Origin of the sequence: Alicyclobacillus sp. SO9 (assembly GCF_016406125.1) — a bacterium.
Taxonomy (GTDB): Bacteria; Bacillota; Bacilli; order Alicyclobacillales; family Alicyclobacillaceae; genus SO9.
Genome location: NZ_CP066339.1, coordinates 1,178,019 through 1,199,298 on the forward strand (window position 1 = coordinate 1,178,019; position 21,280 = coordinate 1,199,298).

Sequence of the window (21,280 nt, forward strand, 5' to 3'; positions counted from 1 at the left end):
CCTGCACACGGAAACCGTGAGAGGGCAGATAGAAGGAACGTACTGATCTGGGAAATAATTCGAAGGAATATTATGCGCGATTGTAAAGTTATTGTATAGCATAATAACGGATATCGGTGAATTAATGTGCGCTAATTAACGAAATGTGTGTTATATTTCTGTTCAAGCCCTAGTTCCCCTGCTAAAATGTGTGTTAATGTTTAACTTCAAAAAAATTAGATTCTGCAGATTTATCAAAAAGGAGTGTCTGCCCTTTGGCTGAGTCGAGTTCAACAGTGTTACAGGAGCGCGAAACGCTGAATCCTTATCTCATTGCCCAGCGTCAAATTCAGCTGGCAGCAGGAGTCTTGGGGCTGAACCAAGATGTAGTAGAGATTTTAAAGCGGCCCCAGCGTGTGCTGTCTGTGTCCTTTCCGGTACGAATGGATGATGGTTCGGTCCAAGTGTTTGAGGGATACCGGTCACAGCACAATGATGCGGGAGGGCCTGGCAAAGGCGGAATTCGATTTCATCCGGAAGTCCATGTGGATGAAGTCAAAGCGTTGTCCATGTGGATGACGATTAAGTGTCAGGTTGTAGGGTTGCCCTTTGGCGGGGCAAAAGGTGGAGTTATCTGTGACCCGCGCACGCTCAGCACAGGCGAACTGGAACGAGTCAGTCGGGGATTTATTGAGGCCATTTCCCAGATTATTGGCCCTGACAAGGATATCCCGGCTCCTGATGTCTACACCAATCCTAAAGTTATGGGCTGGATGATGGACACGCTCAGTCGAATGCAACAGACCTACTCTCCTGCAGCCATTACGGGAAAGCCTTTGTCCATCGGCGGTTCACAGGGCCGAAGCGAGGCGACCGCCAGAGGCTGTGTCATGACTGTAGTAGAAGCTATGAAAGAAAAGGGAAAAGACATGAAGGGTGCTACAGCTGTCGTACAAGGCTTTGGGAACGCCGGTCGAACTGCTGCCAAGCTGCTGTCTGACCTTGGCTTTCACATTCTTGCAGTCAGTGACTCAAGGGGTGCTGTGTATTCGCCCGCCGGTCTCGATGTGGAGTATCTGAGTGTGTTGAAAGAGACGGGATCGGTCGTGGATGATGAAGCACTGTTACGTATTACTCAAGATGAATTGTTGGAACTGGAAGCAGATGTGTTGATACCGGCTGCTTTGGGCAATGTGATTACGGCCGAGAATGCAGACAAAATCCACGCATCCATCATTGCGGAGGCAGCGAATGGCCCGATTACACCAGACGCAGACCAGGTTTTGGCCGAAAAAGGAATTGTGGTCATTCCGGATGTGCTGGCCAATGCTGGCGGTGTAACAGTCTCCTACTTTGAGTGGGTTCAGAATGTTACGCGATTTTATTGGAAAAACGACCGGGTTCTTGACGAACTCCGGACCGTAATGGTAGACAGCTATCACGCCGTTAGCAACCTAGCGAAAAAATATGAAACTACGCTTCGTGTAGCGGCGTATATGATTGCGTTGCAGCGCGTCACCAATGCGATGACAGAAAGAGGGTGGGTGTAACCTAATTAGGTTACACCAATCCCATAATCATACCGGCAATCATTAAGACACCTGCCCAGACGTACGCTTGCACTTGTGTGCGTTTGGTCCGGGTGTCTTTTGTGTAGATGTGGAGAATAACCACAGCTGTGAGCATCAACAAAGGGTGAAATAGAAACCATCCGCCGGGGTGGTGAATGATATAGGTAATAAGCCCCAACAGTACCTGCAAGTCCAGCAGGCCGATAAACGCCATACGATTGCGCTTAGAATCCATTCCGGCTGTACCGCCTCGTAAGTGTTGGAAGACGATCCAGAGCATGAACACAATCAGAATTAACCCAATAATACTGTGGAGCGCAATCATTTCATCAACCTGCCTTCCTGTAATGCTGTTTCTCTAATGATAAAGGAAACAAGCCCAATATCAAAATCTATGATTTAACCCTCACAATTCAGGTACTAGACTACGAAGACTTTATATAAAATCAGTTCCCCTCTTCCTCAGACAAGTCAGCGAAAGGATGTCCGACAATATGAATATATTTATCGATCTTGGCACCTCCCACTTTCGTGCAGGTACGAAAGAGAAGGGAGTGCTTGTGAATGAGCCTTCCGTCGTGGCGTATCGCGGCAGTCAAGTCATCGTTGGCACTGAGGCAAACCGTATGATTGGCCGTATTCCCAGAGGTATTCGTCTTGCTTATCCTGTTGAAGATGGAATTGTTAAGGACTTGGACGCTGCAGTGGACACCGTCAAATACATTATTGGGAAGTGCTCTCCCAGCAAATACTTAAACCGTTACAATATTGTCTTCTCATCACCTTGGAAACTGACTGATGTTGAAAAAGGGGCTTTAAAGGAAGCCGCTTCCGCAGGAACGTCAAGGCGGGTTGAGTTTGTTGACGCTTCTGTTGCTGCAGCCTTGGGCGCGGAGCTACCGATTGAGGATCCAACCGGGTGTATGATAGTTAACTTGGGTGGAGGAACGACAGAAGTATCCATCTTGTCCATGGGCGGTGTCGTACACAGTCGGCGCCAGAGTGTCGGCGGCAAAACCATTGACGATGAAATTGTCGAATTGCTGAGAAAGGAATACCGATTTACAATCGGACAACCCTCTGCAGAACGTCTTAAACATTTGGCCAGCGCCGCACCAGGGGAACAAGCCTTCGAGGTATCCGGAAGAAACCTGATGACAAGACTCCCTGGAAAGCGCAAGGTGGATGAGAAGCTTCTGCAAAAGTCTCTGGAAAGCTACGTGGATACAATTCAGCAGTTGATTGTTGAAGCCCTTGAATCGTGCCCTCCAGAATTGATTGGAGACATTGTGGACAGAGGCATTATGTTGGTCGGCGGCGGTGCCCATTCTCAGTACATCCTGGAACGTATGCGTCAGCGCATTGAAATACCGGTCGTTTCGGCGGAATCCCCCGATTTATGTATCATCCGTGGACTCATGCGGTACGAGACCGGTGAAACGAAGGGACGCTTTGGACGCCTGAAACAGAACGTGAGCTAAATGGACAGCCAGTTCCCGCGAGGTGCATGAGGTGCATGAGGTGCATGAGGTGCATGAGGTGCAGTCGAGGGAACTGGTGTAGTGTACCAGCATTCGGTTGACTCGCATTGAGGGCATAAGCCTCTCAGAAGAGCTTATGTGCTAGAGTCAGCGTGGAGGGGTACACTTAAGCACTTGAGAGGAGCTTATGGCGCTTGTCATGGCCGAAAATCGGCGGAAACAACCGTTTAAGCATCCCTGAAGAGCTTATATCAGTCAATATGGCCAACTCTATGCGTATAAGCTCCTGACGGATACTAGCATTGCATTAAATTTTTTGTGACTTGTCAACGGGTACTGTTGACAAGTTTCATTGTTTCAATCATTGGAATCTTCACGAAACTGTAACCCCTGAAATATAAAAGTTTCCTTAGAATAGAAAGTACAGGTAGTCCTGTCCAAATCTAAACTAAGGAAACCAAAGAGTATGGACAAGGATACTACAAAATCCACATTTATGAAATACCTTTCTCCCTTGGATACGGAGAAAATGTTGGACGAAATTCGAACTTTGGGTTTGGACAAGTACACGAAGAAGCTAGATGCTATCACGTTTACTCAACTGCTTGTATTTGGACAAATTCAACAAGTTACATCATTGACCAATCTCAGCGGCCTTTTAAATGAGGATCCAAAGCTGCAGGCGCAACTTGGTCTCGCATCCATCAGCACCTCACAACTGTCGCGCAAGTTACGGATGGAGACGAGATTTCTTGAGTCTGTCTTTCGGCGGTGTGTTGACCAAAACATTCAGGCTCTGGGATGGAAGAAGGCTACAAACCGGTTAGGACGAATGAATCTCGTAGACTCCTCCACGATTACTATGTGCCTGTCTCAGTATCCATGGGCGAGTTTCCAGCGAGACAAAGCCGGCGTCAAATTACACCTTCGTCTCGTCTTTATGAATGAACGAGTATACCCGGATAAAGCAACGCTTACACCAGCCAGGCCGGCAGACACAACACAAATGGATGAGCTCATTTCCTGTGATGAAAATGCCCTGTTTGTCTTTGACCGTGGCTACGTCGACTATCGAAAGTTTGACGTCTATTGCCAAAGTGGGACCAAATTCGTCACACGACTCCGACACAATGCCGGCACCATGGCAGTGTTAGAAGAAAGACCCGTTGCAGAGAATTCACCTGTGTTACGTGATGCGGTCATCCGGCTTGGTTCCGAATTCCGGAGCATGGCGCATCCGACCCGTCGGATCGAGGCCTTAGACAAAGAGGGGCAACGTGTTATCTTCTTAACCAATGACCTGACTTTACCGGCTGAGGAGATTTGTGACCTGTACCGCAATCGCTGGCAGATTGAACTGTTCTTCAAGTGGATTAAGCAACATCTCACAGTGAAGCAGCTTTATGGCAAGAGTGAGAATGCTGTCTATAACCAGTTGCGTATTGCGCTCATCACCTTCTGCTTACTTGTACTCCTGCAAGCACGGGTGAAACACAGCGGGCGTCTGATCGCCGTCTATAAATCCCTGCAACGTCATTGGGCCGAGAAATTTGACACATTCGTCTTTTACGTGACTCGACCACCGACACGGCGTTCATGTGGGCGTAGGAGGATGAACCATGAGCAGACTTTTACTCAAACTTTACAACAATATGTAAATGGAGACGTCGGGCACTTAGAAACCAGCGAGTACGACCCCATCTTCATAAGGTAAAATGTGGAACGGACTACCTGTCTATATCCCCTTTGACATTTTAGCTCATTCACCTCAATGCTCATTCACGAAATATTCTGACCCTATCTGAGAAACGGTGCTCGCGTAACACTTGACATTTTCGACTGAAGTTAATGCAACGCTAGTACCTGACGGATCTCTATTTTCGGGCTCGGTCATAATCGCTAATGGTGTTAAATACCTCCGATTGCCCCCCTTGAACTCGCCCGTTCCGGGTTCTCCTCATGATCCATTGGTGTAATCTCATTTTCGCGATTCGCGATGGCGATAGTCGCACTCAAACTCCACAGCAAATCTTTACGCGTCGTTTATATTTTTTTCATTCATCCTTTACATGGATTTGCTATATTTGCTTATGATAAGCGGTCTTTGCCCATGTTGGCAAAATGAAAGCAGACAATGTCAGCACGGCATGATGACTCATGTACTCATCACGTTCGATGTGGAACGTCGATGTGTAGTGCAAACACGGCGGTTGACATTGGAATCGAGGATGAATGGAGAGATGAGATTGAGTCGTATTCAATCCTTGCTACGAACACAGGAGGTCTGGGTCGGTCATCGTGGCGCTAATGCACAGATGCCGGAAAACACCATGCCGGCCTTTGAAAAAGCAGTCGAACTAGGCGCTCATATGATTGAATTGGATGTGCAAATGACTTCAGATGGAGAAGTCATCGTTCTTCATGACGCATTTCTCGACCGCACAACCAACGGCAGCGGCATGGTTGCAAATGCGACCTGGGCAGAAGTGTCAAGACTCGATGCAGGAATTCACTTCTACGATGGGGCAGCCTCAGGTATTCACGTTCCACGCTTGGCAGAAGTGTTAGATTGGTTGCCGGAGCACATCGCGCTAAACATCGAAGTGAAAGGTACGCCTGCAAACTTTACGGACTTAGGCAACGCTGTGATGAAAAGGGTTGAGCAAGCTGGGAAGAAACACCAGGTGCTCATTTCTTCCTTCAATCATCAAGCGCTGGCGCAAATTAGGGAACTTGACAATGATATTGCACTGGGTGCTTTGTATGCCGGAAAGCTGTGGCCGCCTTTCTACACAGCCCGTACCCTTGCATTAAGCAGCTTGCACGAGACAATAGAATCGATTGACAGTCAATGGGTCCATCGCGTTCACGAAGAAGGGTTAGAACTTGTTGTCTGGACTTTGCGGACAGCCGCAGAGATTGACTACTGCCGATCTATGGGTGTGAGAGTCTTTATTGTAGATGACCTGACACTGCTTTAGACACAAAGCAGTGTGTGTTGCGAATAGCGTGCTGGTCTGCACCCCCGAAAAATAACCCTGCGTTCATGAAAAAAGTCCCCCTAACATATAGCTGTCAGTAAGACAGGCTTGACAAGCAGCAGGATGGGACAAGGTATCTCAGATGTCTGCTTGTCGACATTGGATGAGAGCGGCTGCCATCAGACCGCTCTGGGGGGAAGAAAATTGTGGGAGGAGTTTAAGGAATTTGCCCTTAAGGGCAGCGTTGTGGACATGGCGATTGGAATCATCATTGGAGCAGCGTTCTCTAAAATCGTCAATTCCCTTGTCGATGACATCATCATGCCGCCGGTTGGACTCATTGTTGCCAAAATTAACTTTAACAACTTGTTTATTAGCCTGACCGGTCACCACTATAGGTCTTTGGCTGCTGCTAAGGCAGCCGGGGCTCCGACACTGAATTACGGTGAGTTCTTGACAAATGTTCTCAACTTTCTCATCGTTGCTGCTATTCTGTTTTTTGTGGTGCGTGAATTGAACGTTTTGCGGCGAAACAGTCAAAAGACAAAGGTAGTAACAGCCTCGAAGTGTCCGTACTGCAAGGAGGTCATCCAAGTACAAGCGACTAGGTGCCCTCACTGTACGGCTGACCTGACTGCGCCCAAAATCAAACTAAAATAAGATGTTCCCGAGCTAAAATAAGACGTCCTCTGATTGGAAAAAGTAAGTCTTAAGACCCATTTTCCAAGTCAGGAGCGCTGCCTATGAACCTCGCGGATTATCTTGTCATTGTCGGCTTTATTGGCGGACTTGTCATTCTCATTGGAATGCTGGTTCTAGTTCGCCTTATTTATGATCACGATAAACATCAGAAACAGCATCCCGTTCTACGAAATTATCCATTGTTGGGGAAGATGCGGTATTTTCTCGAAAAGCTCGGCCCAGAGTTGCGGCAATACCTTTATAACAGTGACACAGAAGGAAAGCCGTTTTCACGCTTTGACTATGAAATGGTGGTTAAGAGTGCAAAGTACCAACGTGATGTTTTAAGTTTTGGTTCACTCCGTGACTTCGATGAGGCTGGATTTTATATTCGAAACGCTCTGTTTCCCAAGCAGACTCAGGAACTGAAATTCGATAGGGAAGCGACCGTAGAGACACGGAAGTACTTGTTGCTAAAGGATCCCCTGTTTACAAGCCGGAAAGAGAAGTTTGAGAATAGCAATCCACTCGCTTATCTGCTGAACACTGAAGATGCTGTGGTTATTGGGAGAGATTGCCGCTACCCGTTTGTTGTTAGAGGGCAAGTGGGTATGTCGGCCATGAGTTTTGGGGCACTGGGCCATCATGCTATCTCAGCACTTTCCTTGGGCCTTGCCATGGCGAAGGGAACCTGGATGAACACGGGTGAGGGCGGACTTTCTCCCTATCACTTGAAGGGTGACATTGACATTATCATGCAGATTGGACCCGGACTGTTCGGCGTACGGGATAAGGACGGGAATTTCGACTGGAACAGGCTGAAGGAGAAGAGTGAAATTTCTCAGGTGAGGGCATTTGAGTTGAAGTTAGCGCAAGGTGCCAAGGCACGCGGCGGACATGTGGACGGAGAAAAAGTTACGCAGGAGATTGCGGACATTCGTATGGTTGAGCCGTACCAATCGATTGACAGCCCCAACAGGTTTAACGAGTTCCATAGCCTTCCTGAAATGTTCCAATTTATCAATCGAATGAAAGAACACACAGGAAAGCCTGTTGGAATAAAAATCGTTGTTGGGAGCAAGGAGGAAGCAGATGAATTGGCTTCGTTTATGGCAAAGACTCACACGGGCCCGGATTTTATCACCATTGACGGAGGGGAAGGCGGCACAGGAGCCACCTATCAAGAGCTGGCAGACAGTGTCGGGCTGCCTATCAAATCATCACTCCCTCTGATGCACCAATCCCTGGTGCGGTACGGAGTTCGCGACAGAGTGATACTCATTGCTTCCGGAAAAATGTTTTCACCCGACAGGATTGCCATAGCCCTTTCTATGGGAGCTGACTTAGTCAATGTCGCTCGTGGTCTTATGATTGCCATAGGTTGTATACAGTCGTTAAAATGCCATGCAAATATATGTCCGGTGGGTGTAGCTACGACCGATGAGCATCTGCAGCAGGGCCTGGTTGTAGACGAAAAGAAATACCGTGTCGCTAATTACGTCATTACCTTGCGAAAAGGTCTCTTTCGGCTGGCGGCTGCAGCCGGATTGGATTCGCCAGTTCAGTTCAGCACTCAGAATGTGGTCTACAAAGATGCACAGGGACGGGTTCAGACGCTGGCGGAGATATATGAAAAAATGTGAGAAGGCAGGGTATGGCTTTTAAGGCGCGAAGGACAACAAGTCAAGGTCGCGCTTGGATTCCAAGCAGTACATCAGGATGGTTTGTGATAAGGGCGTCTACGCCCCAGGCTATCAGCCGTCTTGCAGTGCGAACATCGTCCACTCCAAACGCATGGACCCTAATGCCATGTTGGTGGCACGCCTTGACGACTTCGTGATTGAAGGCGTTTTTAAAAGGGTGAACAGCGGGTGCTCCCAGCCGCTCAGCATACAACCACGAGTCGACCAGTCCTTCCCAGTACAAAGGAGCCACTGATGCATCGGGGCAAGTCTGCTTAAATTGCTGCAATGCAAGGTGGTTAAACGATGAAAGTACGGTTTGGTGCTCCATGTGATACTCTTTTACCAATTGCCATGCGTCTGATTCCAGGTCAGGGTACGTAATCCTCCCTGATTTGCTTTCAATGTTTAACGTGACTGGACTGTTCCAATGTGATACAAGGCTGAGAACTTCCGCTAATGTAGGTATTTCGTAACCAATGAAATGTCGACCCTTCCACTGGCCCGCATCGAGGGATTTTAATTCATCCAGAGTGAGTTCGAAAATGTATCCAGATGCGTTCGTGGTCCTCCTCACCTGGTAATCGTGCATCACAACAATATGCCCGTCCTTTGATCTGTGGATATCCAGCTCCAGTCCATCCACCCCAATCTCTAGAGCTGCTTCAAAGGCAGGAAGCGTATTCTCAGGAAAGCGCGACGAAAATCCACGATGTGCCCAAATCTCTGTTTGAGTTGGCTGATTAAACTGTGATGGAAATCTACGTCTGGAAAAGGACGTTGAATTCTGACTGGATTTCATCATTGAGTCCCCCAAGGAAGTGTAAAATGGCGGTGGTGTTTTGTTGTGACAAGCCTTGTTCGAGTGCGCCCAGTTATGTCTTGAGTTCCATGATTTTATACCTAGATGACCTTATAGTCTAAGGTACAATTCACTACAGGGTATGTGCAGGTATGGTTCATTGTGAAGTGTACAATGCCAACCTGCAAATTCAAAAGCTTATGTCGAATTTTGTGAGTGAATTCGACATAAAAAGAAGGTTTTTGTCACTTGTGTCGAATCAGTAGACAAGACTGTTTAGAAAAACTCTGGTATAATTTAGAAAGCAACTTAAAATTATCTCGAAACATAGTTGATGCACTTAAATTTTTCTTTAAATAGACACGATAGTTTACGATACTAGTTTGGAATATCTTTCATGAAAATGTGTTATCTGATAACATCGAGAGTGACCTTGGTCAATCCTTATTCTTCCACGGAGGTGAATCGATTGAAATCAGCGAAGGTAGCAGGCGTATTGGTGGTATTGTCTACATTAATGTTGGCGGTAAGTGCGGGGTATAAGATTCTACCGTAGTTGATCGTTATCCTTGGGGGAGATTACTCCCCCTCCATGTATTTTTTAGGACGGTGAGTTCCGTGGTCTTTAATACCGCCATTTTAATCTTAGTTGCCGTATTGGTGGCGTGGATTAGAGGAGGCAAGTTGGAAAACCTTGTTGACGTGAAATTTCGTTTTTATTGGATAATTATTCTCGCCTTTGCAGTACAGTTTATGACTATTTTTATTGATACGCACTATGTTCGAATGATAGACCTCATAACGTATACAGCAGTACTAGTAGTAGCATTTCTAAATAGGAAATCTCTTGGAATTCTTTTAGTTCTCATTGGTATAGTTATGAATTACGCGGTGATGCTGTTTAATAGGGGACGCATGCCAGTCTATATACCCGATGCCGAGAAAATTTCTTCCAGTAGCCAGATTCACAGCCTCATCGCTGGATCCTACGGTAAGCAGATTGCAATGTCCATACACACCCATCTGAATTATTTGGGTGACATATTTTTTGTTGGACATCCTTACCCGATACCAACCTTATTGAGCGCGGGAGATTTGGTGGTCGCTGCTGGCGTTTTTATATTTATACAGTCCTCGATGCTCAAATCCAAAGGGCCACAAGGAGAAGTATAGTTTGAAATCCAGATCCCGAAGTACATGGTTGACTGACGCATATTCCTCAATACTACTAATCTTCTTCTTGTGGCTGTGGCATAGTCAGTACAGCCCCCTTACTCTGGGCATTTGGCGTTCGACGTTCGTCCTAGGGGGACTTGCACTCATATTTGATGCTTTTGACATTGTTCTGCCTTCTGGCGAGGGCCTGACTCTTACATCAGCTTTGTTGGTGGCTGAAGGCACAACTTTGGGAATGAATTCCGTATTCGTGACCGTAACGTTGATTGGGGTATTTAACATTCTAAGAACCCCTCGTCACTGGAAGATTCATATCTTCAATGCTGTACAGTTTGGATTGTCTTCCTATGTGGGCTTTGAAGCTTTCACGGCAATCGGGGGTAAGCTTAGCAAGCCGTTTAATTTCTCTCACCCGTATACTTTGGTGTTTATCGCTTCTTATTTCGTCGCAAACATCCTTTTGGTATCAATGTACCGTATGTTGCGTGAACGCGTATCTTTCTCACAGAGTATTCAGGGTTTCGTTGAACTTGAAGTGTTGTTAAGTTATTTCATGATGATGGGTTTTGGAGTCGTAACGATAGTACTTCTTCAGCACACAGGGCTTGCCGGCGTACTTTTCCTCAGCCTCGTTCTGGGTAGCTTAGCTTCAGTATTCCGCCATTATTTTAGCATTTACTCCCACTTCAAGACGCTGTCCATCAAGGACGAAGTAACCAATACATATAATCACAGAGAGTTTCAAACGCAGATGTCTGGTTTAGTGGAACAGGGCCAGCCGTTTTCGCTTCTACTGTTGGACGTTGATTTTTTCAAAACATACAATGACACGCTGGGGCATCCTCAAGGTGACAGGCTGTTAAAGACACTGTCCGACAAAATGGTTACATTTATTGGCGACAAGGGAACGGTATTTCGTTACGGAGGAGAAGAGTTTGCCGTTATCTTGCCAAATGCCATTCTCAGCGGGGCTGTAAAGCTGGCTCAAGAACTGTGCGATTCCATAGCTGATACAGCATTTATCGGGACTGAATGTATGCCGGGAAAACACATCACAGTGTCCACTGGAGTCTCATCATTTCCGTATATGACGAAAAACCGCAATCACGTCATCGCTTACGCTGACGAGGCTTTGTACAAGGCGAAAAACCTTGGCAGAAATCGCGTCGAATTATACAAATCGGACTTGCTTTCCTTGGTTCCGGAACTGGCTGAAATTGAAGGTGTCAACGTCGAAGAAATGCAGGAACTGGTTGCAAACCTTCGTGACGTCGATCACTATACATACCGTCACAGTGAGCGTGTCCTGCAATACGCCATTGCTTTAGCCAGTCAGGTCGGCATCCCTGAAGAAGACTGGGTCTACTTCAAATGTGCTGCATTGCTTCATGACATTGGAAAGTGCCAGATTCCCAGATACATTCTCACCAAGCCTGGCCGCGTCAACGATGAAGAGTGGGAGCAGATTAAGGTTCATCCTGTTACAGGAGAGGAAATGGTTGCTCAGGTTTTGGACAACGAGATTATCCATCAAATGATTCGACACCACCATGAGCGTTATGACGGCAGAGGATATCCTGACGGGATTGACGGGACCGATATTCCCTATTATGCGCGCCTCCTAACTGTGGTGGACAGCTTCGATGCTATGACTTCCAGCCGTCCTTATCAGGCAAAGAGGAGTGTACAGGAAGCAATAAAGGAATTGCGAGACTGTGCAGGGACGCAGTTCGATCCGGATTTGGCAGAAAAATTTGCTGAGATTGTTCTCGACTTGAAAGTTCATTCACTCCATGTGGGCGCTTAAACGCACAGGCGCCTTAGCGATCCCGTTTAGACAGTGGCCCCAATACTCCACAACCAATCCCTAATAACCTGTGGGTTCCCCACGTGTGGCCTCTCCAGCACCGAGCCTCTGATACTTACCGCTGTTGTCTTTGCAGCGTCGTCCAACGGAAGAACGTGTCTGCTCGCATCACCAGATGACTTATAGTAACGCACTTTTGATAAGCGCGTCCTTCGCGTTATACTAGAAATTGTGGTTGCAGGAAACAATCACACAGTGCGAAACAGACTACATACGAGGAGGGCGATTCTCTCATGGAGCAACGCAAATTAGGCAGTCAAGGACTGACGATATCTACACTTGGCTTAGGTTGTATGGGGATGTCAGATTTCTATAGCAACCGAGATGACAACGAATCCATTGAAACCATTCGCCGAGCCATTGACTTGGGTGTTACATTCTTTGATACAGCCGACATGTATGGTGTTGGACGGAATGAGGAATTGGTCGGTAAAGCGCTGCGGGATAGAAGAGACGAAGTTGTCCTCGCCACGAAATTTGGTAATGTCCGCTCAGAGGACGGAAAATTCCTTGGTATTAACGGGCGGCCGGACTACGTGAAAGCAGCATGTGATGCCAGTCTAAAGCGCTTGGGTGTCGATTATATTGATTTATACTACCAACATCGGGTCGATCCCGATGTCCCCATCGAAGAAACAGTTGGAGCGATGGCTGATTTGGTGAAGGAAGGCAAGGTCCGCTACCTCGGCCTGTCTGAAGCAGCGCCGGCCACCATTAGAAAAGCGCATGAAACCCACCCGATTTCGGCTTTGCAAACCGAGTACTCCTTGTGGAGTCGGGATGTCGAAGATGAAATACTGCCCGCAGTTCGTGAACTCGGCATTGGCTTTGTACCGTACAGTCCGTTGGGACGAGGCTTTTTGACAGGGCAACTGAAGAAGTTTGAGGACTTGCCGGAAGATGATTACCGTCGCTTTTCACCTCGCTTTCAAGGAGAAAATTTTGATAAGAATCTGCTTCTTGTAGAAAAGATTGAAGAGTTGTCTAAGGCAAAGGGTTGCTCCCCAGCTCAATTGGCTTTGGCTTGGCTGGTTGCGCAAGGAAAGGACATTGTTCCCATTCCAGGGACAAAACGCCGCAAATACCTCGAGGAGAACGTGGAATCACTTCGGGTGAAGTTGACGGAAGGTGAACTCGCCCAGATTGATGCCATCGCTCCGAAAGGGGTTGCTGCCGGTTTGCGATACCCGGAACAAGCCATGAAAGCCGTTAATCGCTGACGATCTTGCACTTGAGACAGCAACTAAATTGCAGTGTGATTAGCAATAAGTGGCGTGCCAAATGAGTAGGCACGCCACTTATTTTTACATGACTTTATCTGGGACGCCGCCTTTAATGACAGAAGAAAATATGGTTGCGGTTAAACTCGACTTGCTTTATTACGCTATGTTCAAGGCAGAATAGTTCGACTCGGCGACGTCTCAAGAATGACTTAGGGACACCAATCCTCTGTACTATTGTGCCACCTATGACGGAAGTGGATGACCTGAAACATCGATTTGCTCCCTATCTTAGAGCAGTCCCAAAAAAGTATGGGCAACCCTGACTACGCCTTTCTCGGAAGGCGCCAACTCATTCCGATTACTAAGATACCAAATATGGCTAGAATGAGACCCAGGTGACGCAACTCCAATGTGGAGAGGCGGTTGCCAAACATGAGCCCCAGGAGGACCGTAGACAGGATGGTTCCAAGATATCTGGACATTTGAAACAATCCCGACGCAGTACTGATGACTTCCTGGGGGGTTACCCGGAACAACGCAGTTTGAAGGCCCACATTGTTAAATCCGTTGCTGAGGCCCAGTGTGGACAGGATGATAACCAGCCACCATACGGGTGACTGGGAGTGAACCGTCACAAACAGGATGGAGCCGACGGTTAAACACAGCCCCGCCAACAGCAGAGGAGGGCGGCTTCCAGACCGCTCAACCCACCGTCCTGTGAGAGGCGATACAATGACACTGAACCCGGCCACTGCAAGCATGATGAATCCAGTATCCTGAGGATTGAAGTGTCGTACATCCTGCAAGTACGTCGGAATTCCGAAAAATATGGAGTAGAAGATGATGTTCACTGTAACAAACTGAATGAGCACCCATGTCAAACTCATGTTTTTGGTGAGCATTCGAAGGTCAATAAACGGGAGTTTGCTGCGAGTTTCCCACCAAATAAACACTCCTATTAAAGCCACTGCGAGGACACCGGTCAAAGGGTGCATGCTGTTGGCCAACGTGAGCAGGAATACTAGGCTGGCTACGATACCGCCTGCAAACACGCCAATGCCAAACAAGTCCAGACGCAAAATGACTGTTTTCAGTAAACTGCTCTTCTTCTCTTCTGCGCCCGTCACAGACTTCGCATCCCGAGGCAGAAAAAACAGTGCCATTGATACGCTGGCAATAATAAATGGGATGTTGACCCAGAAAATGGCCGGCCAGTCGCCCCAGTGCATGACAATACCGCCCAAGGACGGTCCAAATGCCGCCGCACCGGAGGCAAAGACAGATAAAAGAGCTAAAGCCTGGGCCTGACGCTCCGTAATTTGATGGCGTACAATCCCCATTCCGGCTGGATACAATGCACCGCTGCCGAGGGATTGAATCAGTCTTAATGTAATCAGCCAGCCAAATGTGGGTGAATAGGGAGCGGTTACAGAAGACAGTGCAACGAGCAACAATCCAGTGATAAAGACCCGCTTCCGGCCAAATACGTCTGCAATTTTCCCCATTACGGGCTGACTGATGGCGCTGGTCAGGTAATACGACGAGATAAGCCAGGATGATGTCGTGAAGGTGAGATGGAAATCCTGTTGAATTCGAGCCAAAGCGACGGATATCATCGATGAGTTCAGTGGATTGAGCAGAATGCCGAGAGAGATTGTGATAATAAGGATATTTCGGGTTGGAGCACGCTTCAATCTCTTATTATGTATTTCAGACAATCACGGATTCCTCCTGTGTGATGACTTTAGGGTTTAGTTCGGATATACTTGCATTATTTCGGGGCACGAATTTCTTTCCTATACAAACTTACCATATTTCCATTTGAACCAACACATGCAGCTGTCAGTTCAAGCGTTATTTTTAGTACGTTTGGTGGCAGTCGCTACTTATACACATTCATGGGACAGCATTGTCGTGTTGTGCTAGGTGAAACATCAGCAACTGGGAGAGAGGCAGATGTCGTCAGATACACCATTAATCCATACGGTTGCCAAAAGGCTCATTGTCATTCGCGGTTTGCGCAGTATGGGCCAGGGAGCCATGGTGGTCGATCTCGTTCTCTATTTGAAGGACCTGCACTGGAACGGGACTGCGATTGGCGGGGTTACCACTGGCGCTGGACTGTTCGGTGCCGCATTAATACTTGGCGTAGGTATACTTAGTGATAAATTTGGACGAAAGCGATTTCTCGTGACTTATGAGATTTTAACGATACTGGCGGCTCTTACGGCCACTTTGACCAACGCTGCTCTGCCGTTGGTGATTGCGATAGTCGTTGCCGGATTTGGGCGAGGACAAAATGGTGGAGCAGGACCTTTCGCACCGGCCGAACAGGCTTGGCTTGCTCATTACATCACCCGGTCTGACCGGGGACGTGTGTTCAGTTACAATGCGGCTGTTGGATTTTTTGGAATGGCAGCGGGATCGATTATTGGAGGCTGGCCCAGCCTTTCTCCTGCCACAACAGTCATTGGGGCGTTTCGACCAGTCTTCATCTTTGTCGGCGCAATTTCCCTTGTGTGTTTCATTGTAATTTGGGGCACGGAGGAAAAACGCGGGCAATCTGCAGGGGCAAACCTTCAGAAAGCCTCACAGTATCCCGCTGCTCCTGAAGGACAAGTGGACTCTGATGAGGAAGCCGACATACGAAAAAAGGAGAACCGTGCGATGTTGAAATATGCATCGCTGAACGTATTGAACGGTATTGCAGTGGGGATGACAGGGCCCATGATGGTCTACTGGTTTAGTCTGAAATTTGGGGCACACACAGGCGGTATTGGAATAATGCTGTCGGTGGGCTTTCTTGTGACATCCCTGTTTTCTGTTCTGAATGCCAGGCTGGCTCGGCGCGTGGGGGTCGTGAGGACTGTAACTGTCATGAGACTGACGGGATCGTCGCTGATGGCACTGCTGCCCTGGTTGCCGAATTTTGGATTCGCATCGTTTGTATATATTGTCAGAAGCGGTCTCAATCGCGGCACAATGGGGAATAGAAACGCATTAAGTACGAGTCTTACGAGGGATACCAGACGGGGCTTGGCAGTGAGCCTGAATGCGTTGTCCATGCGGCTTCCGTCATCTATTGGACCAACCATCAGCGGTTATCTGTTCGACATTGGCTGGCTCAACATTCCGCTCTACATAACAGCGGTGCTGCAAATCGTGAATGCCGCATTGTACCAAAAACTGTTTGGAAGTTTCGACAGGCAAGCCCCGCCGTCGGAAAAAGCGCAGGAGTCAGAAAGTCGCCAGTGACTTGTTGGACGTTGATTGAACTGGTTAATCACGTTCTAAGGGGTGAACGCCTCGCCCGTTTTCGGCGCTTATTTTCGCAACTCCTCTTTCATTTCACGATACTCTTCCGCAGAAATTTCGCCGCGGGCATAGCGTTCATCGAGAATCCGTTTAGCACTGTCATCATGGGCGATGGGCCCTTTGCCATAGCGCATTCGGTTATCTCCTTTAGATAGAGATCGGACAGCGTAAACCACCAGAAAAACCACAGCACCAACGACCAGCAGGCGGAAAAACCACCACACTACGATGAGCGCACCAATGGCCCCAAACCCGTGAATGATGCCGAATGGCATTTTTCACTCCTCCTTTTCGACTCCTGCAACCAGTGTAGCAAACATATATGAAAATGGTGTGGTGGAAGTGTGCCCGTATTTTCGTCTGGTTTATCCGTGTTGCTGTATCCAGTCAATGACGGATTGTATTTGCATGTCCCAGTACGCCCAATCGTGATTCCCGGGGCTCTCTTGATAGTGGTAGTCCAGTCGTGAGTTTTCGCATGCCGTTCGGAATTTCTGATTGTCGTCATAGAGAAAGTCTTCGGTGCCGCAGCATTGAAAAATTCGAGGCGTTGGGCCTGCGCCGCTGGTCATCCGGTGAAGCAGGGAGAACAGGTCGTGCTTTGTGTTCTGGACAGACTCATTGCCGAACACATTCGAAAAATCATCCGACATAGAGTGCTCATGTTCCATCATAGCCGCAACATCCACTGCGCCAGACAGACTGGCTGCTGCACATATCTCTCCCGGTTTTGACAATGCCCATTTCAGCGCACCATAGCCGCCCATAGATAGACCGGCAACAAAAGTGTCTTCGCGACGATTGGACAGTGGAAAGAAAGCTCGCGAGGCTTTGGGAAGTTCCTCTGTCAGGAAGGTCCAGTACTTGTTGCCATGAACCATATCCGTGTAAAAGCTACGATGAACCTGAGGCATTATCACTGCTAGATTGAGATGTTCCACGTAGCGTTCGATAGACGTTTTGCGCATCCAGATGGTATCGTCGTCTGACAACCCGTGCAATAAGTAGAGCGTAGGATAGTTCGTCTTGGAGCCTGACGTTGACACCTCTGGTAGAATCACCGTCATTGACGTGTTTAGTTGCAAAATATCAGACTTGAAGTAACAGCGAATAAGTGCCATCTGTACGACCTTCCCCTCACGGTAATTTAAATTTCTGCATCGAGCCGCTTCATCAAACGGAGCTTCATCGAACGGTGCTTCTGCGAATGATTTCTTGCTTTTTGATTCATACTTGGCATAGTTTTACCCGCTCTGAGACGGGATTTATACATTGTGACGAGCTGTGAAAAACAAAATATTCCGTTGACACACTATCTCAAGCAGTGTAATTTAATCTTTAACTTAAACGTTTAACTTAGATTTTTCAAATCGCAAAGTTGAAACGAGTCGGAAATCCCCAAGATGAATGCCAGAAAGACTTGAGTGATTGTGGAGGCATGAGTGCTATGGAGCAGCGAGATAAGAGAACCCGAATTCAAGACGTTGCCAAGGAGGCAGGTGTGTCTGTCGCAACTGTTTCCTACGTGCTAAACGAAAAGGGAAACATTCGAGAAGACACCCGACAGCGTGTTCTTAAAGCTGCTGAAAAACTCAACTATCGACGCAATGCGGCTGGACGTGCACTTGTGACCAAACAAGCTCAAGCTATTGGACTGATTGCTCCGAAAGGCAGGGGTGTTACAGACCCATTCTTCTCACTTGTTGCGGCGGGGATCACTGAAGAAGCGCGGAGAATGGATTACCCTACCATCCTGATGCCTGGCGAAGTAACAGGAGAAGAGGTTGTTAACGAAATTCAAAATCATTTAATTGACGGTGTGTTTCTGATGGAGATTGAAGAAGATGACCGTCGTATTCATGAGCTCAAATCGGAAGAGGTTCCAGTGGTCTTATTCGGACAGACAAGGCTGCCTGTTGGATGGGTGGACATCGACAATTACCGTGGTGCATGGATGGCTACTTCTCATCTTTTGGAACTGGGGCACAGGAAAATTGTTCATGTGTCTGGTCCGAAAAATGACAGGGTTAGCCGCTTGCGTCGTCAGGGGTACGTTGATTGCCTGTTATCTTGGGACAGCAGTTTGGTTCCTGTGGTCGAAGAAGGCGCTATGACACGTGAAAGCGGTTATCAACTTGGCAAGAGAATTCTGCAGTTGGATTCCAGACCCTCTGCTGTCTTTGTCGCCAGTGATGTGATGGCCATAGGACTCATGCAAGCGGTTTTAGAACAAGGTTTGAAGATTCCGAGAGACCTCTCAGTCATTGGATTCGACGATATTCCGCTGGCAAGCGAGCAAGTGGTCCCCTTAACGACCATTTCCCAGAATGCCACTGATGTGGGAAGACAGATGGCAAGACAAATGGTCGCTCAGTTGGAGGGGAAGGTGCCAGAGCAACATATCCTGATGCCGGAATTGGTCGTGCGACAAAGCACAGGTGCCGCTCCTGAATCGAAACCTGCAGCTTATGCAGCAGAAAGAATTACTTTGAAGCAGGGGCCCGCGTTTTGTCTTTGGTCGGAAAAAGGAACGATAGACCTGGAAAGAGGAAATCAAGGGGTGTTCTACGCAGACACGCACTGGTTAAATACGTATCAAATCAAGATTGACGGGGTTGTTCATCAACCGGTATGGACTGACGTACAACAAAATGGTTTTTCTATGCGTTATGTTCTGGAACTCGGCGACGGAACACTCGACGTTCGACGAAAACTCGTCTTATATCACAGGTCGCTTGTGGATGAATGGTCTTGGACGAGGTGGGGCGGCAATCGAGATTGCGATTTTGAACTTCATGTCTCACCTGATTTCCGGGATGTTTTTGAACTGCGTGGATTTCAATCTCCGTCAAAAGGAACACGGCGTTCTGAGTTGGGGGAAAGCGGCGGCGAATCCCACCTATACATCGGTAAGGACGGGGTTACGCGCGAACTCAACATAGTTGTAACTCCCTCTCCTGTTGATAATGAGTTGGGATTCAAACGCTGGAAGATGGACGGTACTGCACCTTCGGGGACATTTCGCTTTGAAATCTCCTGGATGGTACCTGGCGGATTAGTCATGCACGATGAACACCGTATGGATGATGTACCCGTGTTTGATATTGAGAATGCTATTTGGCAAAGAGTCTTGAAACGTTCATCCGAAGACATTGAAATGCTTCGTCAAGACTTTGGTTTTGGGGCGCTTCCTGTCGCTGGTTTACCTTGGTTTGGAACTCTGTTTGGCCGAGACGCTATCATTACCGCATTTCAGTTCCTGGTTACACAACCGTTATATGCCGAACGTACTTTAGCCACACTTGCCCATATGCAGGGGCGAGTTCGCAGTGCGGCTACAGGAGAAGCGCCGGGGAAGATTCTGCATGAGACAAGGGTTGGAGAACTGTCCAATACTGGGGTCGTTCCGTTTCGAAAATACTACGGTTCAGTTGATGTAACTCCTTTGTACATTACGCTTCTCGAAGCGACGTGGAGACGTACAGGCAAGGATGATTTGCTGCACCAATACCTGGAAAACGCCGAGGCTGCTCTGGCGTGGATTCAAAACGAACTAGGCCGGAGCAGCCTTGGTTTTCTCACATTCGAAGCCAGTGAGTCTGAAGGCCTTGTTGTGCAGTCATGGAAGGACTCTTCCACTTCCATGGTACACAGCGACGGAACGACTGCCCGGCCTCCGCTTGCAGTTGCGGAAGTCCAGGGTTACGTCTATCAAGCTTTCAAAGCCATGTCGAGAATCTATCATGCGCTTAACAGATGCGACGACGCTGCAGTGCTCGACGAACAAGCCGTGCAACTTCAGGACAGATTTCAAAAGAGTTTTTGGATGGAGTCAATTCACTACTACGCTATGGCGGTAGACCGAGACGGGACACCATTACAAGTATTAAGTTCTGATGTTGGACAGTGTCTTTGGACAGATATTATTCCCCAATCTCATCGTAAAGCAGTTGTCCATCGATTGATGGGAGAGGAACTGTTTAGCGGCTGGGGGATCCGTACGTTGGGTTCCAGTGAGAATGCATACAATCCGTACAGCTATCACTGCGGCAGTGTGTGGCCTCACGATACAAGCCTGGTTGTGGCGGGGATGTCTGGGACCCACTTTTTGGACGAAGCCTTAGTGTTGTCAGAGTCCATGATTGAGGCAGCCAACTTGTTTCCGGACGCACGCCTCCCGGAACTGTTTGCGGGTCACCCGCGAACAGATGAGCAGCCTTTTCCACTTCCGTATCCGCTAGCCTGTGCACCCCAGGCTTGGGCTGCAGGAACGCCTTGGCTCCTTCTTGTCAGCGTTTTGGGTCTTTCCATTGATGCGGTCAACAAGACAATTACAGCGCGTCCTTCGCCTATGAAGATAGGCTCGGTGACAATAGAAGATGTGCCATTAGACAGCCAAACCGTAAAGTTCGTATTCACGCCTGAAAAGGTTCAGATACCCTCACTTCCCAAAGAATGGATTGTAAAGGTTGCTTCGAAAGAGACCTGTGAGTGATGTAAAGGAGGCGATGCACTTTTCGAA

16 protein-coding genes are annotated in these 21,280 nt (G+C 48.0%); 11 read left to right on the plus strand and 5 right to left on the minus strand.

Translation table 11 applies throughout. The annotated features are described in order from the left end of the window. The first annotated feature begins 254 nt into the window (after nucleotides 1-254). Entirely contained in the window at nucleotides 255-1,529 is a 1,275-nt protein-coding gene (locus GI364_RS05260; protein ID WP_233096020.1) for a Glu/Leu/Phe/Val family dehydrogenase, read from the plus strand. Nucleotides 1,530-1,539: 10 nt separating this feature from the next. Here GI364_RS05260 and GI364_RS05265 read toward each other — a convergent pair whose 3' ends face one another. Continuing rightward, nucleotides 1,540-1,875 (minus strand): hypothetical protein, encoded by a 336-nt coding sequence (locus GI364_RS05265; protein WP_198852642.1) that lies wholly within the window; start codon nucleotides 1,873-1,875, stop codon nucleotides 1,540-1,542. A gap of 169 nt (nucleotides 1,876-2,044) precedes the next feature. On the opposite strand from GI364_RS05265, the gene GI364_RS05270 reads away from it, so the two are divergent. The 5 genes from GI364_RS05270 (at nucleotide 2,045) to GI364_RS05290 (ending at nucleotide 8,336) form a co-directional block, all read left to right on the plus strand. Beyond that, nucleotides 2,045-3,031, plus strand: a complete 987-nt coding sequence (locus GI364_RS05270; RefSeq protein ID WP_198852643.1) for a rod shape-determining protein — start codon at nucleotides 2,045-2,047, stop codon at nucleotides 3,029-3,031. A gap of 466 nt (nucleotides 3,032-3,497) precedes the next feature. Beyond that, a complete protein-coding gene (locus tag GI364_RS05275; protein ID WP_198852246.1) occupies nucleotides 3,498-4,745 on the plus strand; it encodes an IS4 family transposase in 1,248 nt (415 codons plus the stop codon). A 532-nt stretch (nucleotides 4,746-5,277) separates the two neighbouring features. Beyond that, complete coding sequence (locus GI364_RS05280; protein WP_198852644.1) at nucleotides 5,278-6,012, plus strand: glycerophosphodiester phosphodiesterase; 735 nt, start codon at nucleotides 5,278-5,280, stop codon at nucleotides 6,010-6,012. Nucleotides 6,013-6,216: 204 nt separating this feature from the next. After that, a complete protein-coding gene (mscL, locus tag GI364_RS05285; RefSeq protein WP_198852645.1) occupies nucleotides 6,217-6,672 on the plus strand; it encodes a large conductance mechanosensitive channel protein MscL in 456 nt (151 codons plus the stop codon). A gap of 83 nt (nucleotides 6,673-6,755) precedes the next feature. After that, a complete protein-coding gene (locus GI364_RS05290; RefSeq protein WP_198852646.1) occupies nucleotides 6,756-8,336 on the plus strand; it encodes an FMN-binding glutamate synthase family protein in 1,581 nt (526 codons plus the stop codon). 40 nt (nucleotides 8,337-8,376) lie between these two features. On the opposite strand, the gene GI364_RS05295 is transcribed toward GI364_RS05290, so the two are convergent. Further along, nucleotides 8,377-9,180: a glycerophosphodiester phosphodiesterase gene (locus GI364_RS05295; RefSeq protein WP_198852647.1), complete on the minus strand. Its 804-nt coding sequence runs from the start codon at nucleotides 9,178-9,180 to the stop codon at nucleotides 8,377-8,379. A 615-nt stretch (nucleotides 9,181-9,795) separates the two neighbouring features. Between GI364_RS05295 and GI364_RS05300 the strand changes: the two genes are divergently transcribed. The 3 genes from GI364_RS05300 (at nucleotide 9,796) to GI364_RS05310 (ending at nucleotide 13,440) form a co-directional block, all read left to right on the plus strand. Beyond that, nucleotides 9,796-10,350 carry a DUF5317 domain-containing protein gene (locus GI364_RS05300; protein ID WP_198852648.1) on the plus strand — a complete coding sequence of 185 codons (555 nt, stop codon included), beginning with the start codon at nucleotides 9,796-9,798 and terminating at the stop codon, nucleotides 10,348-10,350. A 1-nt stretch (nucleotide 10,351) separates the two neighbouring features. Next, complete coding sequence (locus GI364_RS05305) at nucleotides 10,352-12,160, plus strand: diguanylate cyclase (protein WP_198852649.1); 1,809 nt, start codon at nucleotides 10,352-10,354, stop codon at nucleotides 12,158-12,160. Between the two features lie 293 nt (nucleotides 12,161-12,453). Then, nucleotides 12,454-13,440, plus strand: a complete 987-nt coding sequence (locus GI364_RS05310) for an aldo/keto reductase (protein WP_198852650.1) — start codon at nucleotides 12,454-12,456, stop codon at nucleotides 13,438-13,440. Nucleotides 13,441-13,766: 326 nt separating this feature from the next. On the opposite strand, the gene GI364_RS05315 is transcribed toward GI364_RS05310, so the two are convergent. After that, on the minus strand, nucleotides 13,767-15,161 hold the full coding sequence (locus GI364_RS05315; protein WP_233096021.1) for an MFS transporter: 1,395 nt from the start codon (nucleotides 15,159-15,161) through the stop codon (nucleotides 13,767-13,769). A 238-nt stretch (nucleotides 15,162-15,399) separates the two neighbouring features. Here GI364_RS05315 and GI364_RS05320 point away from each other — a divergent pair, with 238 nt between their 5' ends. Further along, nucleotides 15,400-16,698: an MFS transporter gene (locus GI364_RS05320; RefSeq protein ID WP_198852651.1), complete on the plus strand. Its 1,299-nt coding sequence runs from the start codon at nucleotides 15,400-15,402 to the stop codon at nucleotides 16,696-16,698. 68 nt (nucleotides 16,699-16,766) lie between these two features. On the opposite strand, the gene GI364_RS05325 is transcribed toward GI364_RS05320, so the two are convergent. Then, nucleotides 16,767-17,033 carry an SHOCT domain-containing protein gene (locus GI364_RS05325; RefSeq protein ID WP_198852652.1) on the minus strand — a complete coding sequence of 89 codons (267 nt, stop codon included), beginning with the start codon at nucleotides 17,031-17,033 and terminating at the stop codon, nucleotides 16,767-16,769. A 90-nt stretch (nucleotides 17,034-17,123) separates the two neighbouring features. Then, entirely contained in the window at nucleotides 17,124-17,879 is a 756-nt protein-coding gene (locus GI364_RS05330) for an alpha/beta hydrolase (protein WP_198852653.1), read from the minus strand. Between the two features lie 326 nt (nucleotides 17,880-18,205). On the opposite strand from GI364_RS05330, the gene GI364_RS05335 reads away from it, so the two are divergent. Continuing rightward, a complete protein-coding gene (locus GI364_RS05335) occupies nucleotides 18,206-21,253 on the plus strand; it encodes a substrate-binding domain-containing protein (protein WP_198852654.1) in 3,048 nt (1,015 codons plus the stop codon). Nucleotides 21,254-21,280: the final 27 nt, after the last annotated feature.

Excerpts from the sequence above, each read along its gene's own strand:
- GI364_RS05270 (WP_198852643.1), top strand. The coding sequence starts at position 2,045 with ATGAATATATTTATCGATCTTGGCACCTCCCACTTTCGTGCAGGTACG.
- GI364_RS05325 (WP_198852652.1), bottom strand. The coding sequence starts at position 17,033 with ATGCCATTCGGCATCATTCACGGGTTTGGGGCCATTGGTGCGCTCATC.
- GI364_RS05330 (WP_198852653.1), bottom strand. The coding sequence starts at position 17,879 with ATGGCACTTATTCGCTGTTACTTCAAGTCTGATATTTTGCAACTAAAC.
- GI364_RS05275 (WP_198852246.1), top strand. The coding sequence starts at position 3,498 with ATGGACAAGGATACTACAAAATCCACATTTATGAAATACCTTTCTCCC.
- GI364_RS05335 (WP_198852654.1), top strand. The coding sequence starts at position 18,206 with ATGGAGCAGCGAGATAAGAGAACCCGAATTCAAGACGTTGCCAAGGAG.
- GI364_RS05310 (WP_198852650.1), top strand. The coding sequence starts at position 12,454 with ATGGAGCAACGCAAATTAGGCAGTCAAGGACTGACGATATCTACACTT.
- GI364_RS05295 (WP_198852647.1), bottom strand. The coding sequence starts at position 9,180 with ATGATGAAATCCAGTCAGAATTCAACGTCCTTTTCCAGACGTAGATTT.
- GI364_RS05320 (WP_198852651.1), top strand. The coding sequence starts at position 15,400 with ATGTCGTCAGATACACCATTAATCCATACGGTTGCCAAAAGGCTCATT.
- GI364_RS05290 (WP_198852646.1), top strand. The coding sequence starts at position 6,756 with ATGAACCTCGCGGATTATCTTGTCATTGTCGGCTTTATTGGCGGACTT.
- GI364_RS05265 (WP_198852642.1), bottom strand. The coding sequence starts at position 1,875 with ATGATTGCGCTCCACAGTATTATTGGGTTAATTCTGATTGTGTTCATG.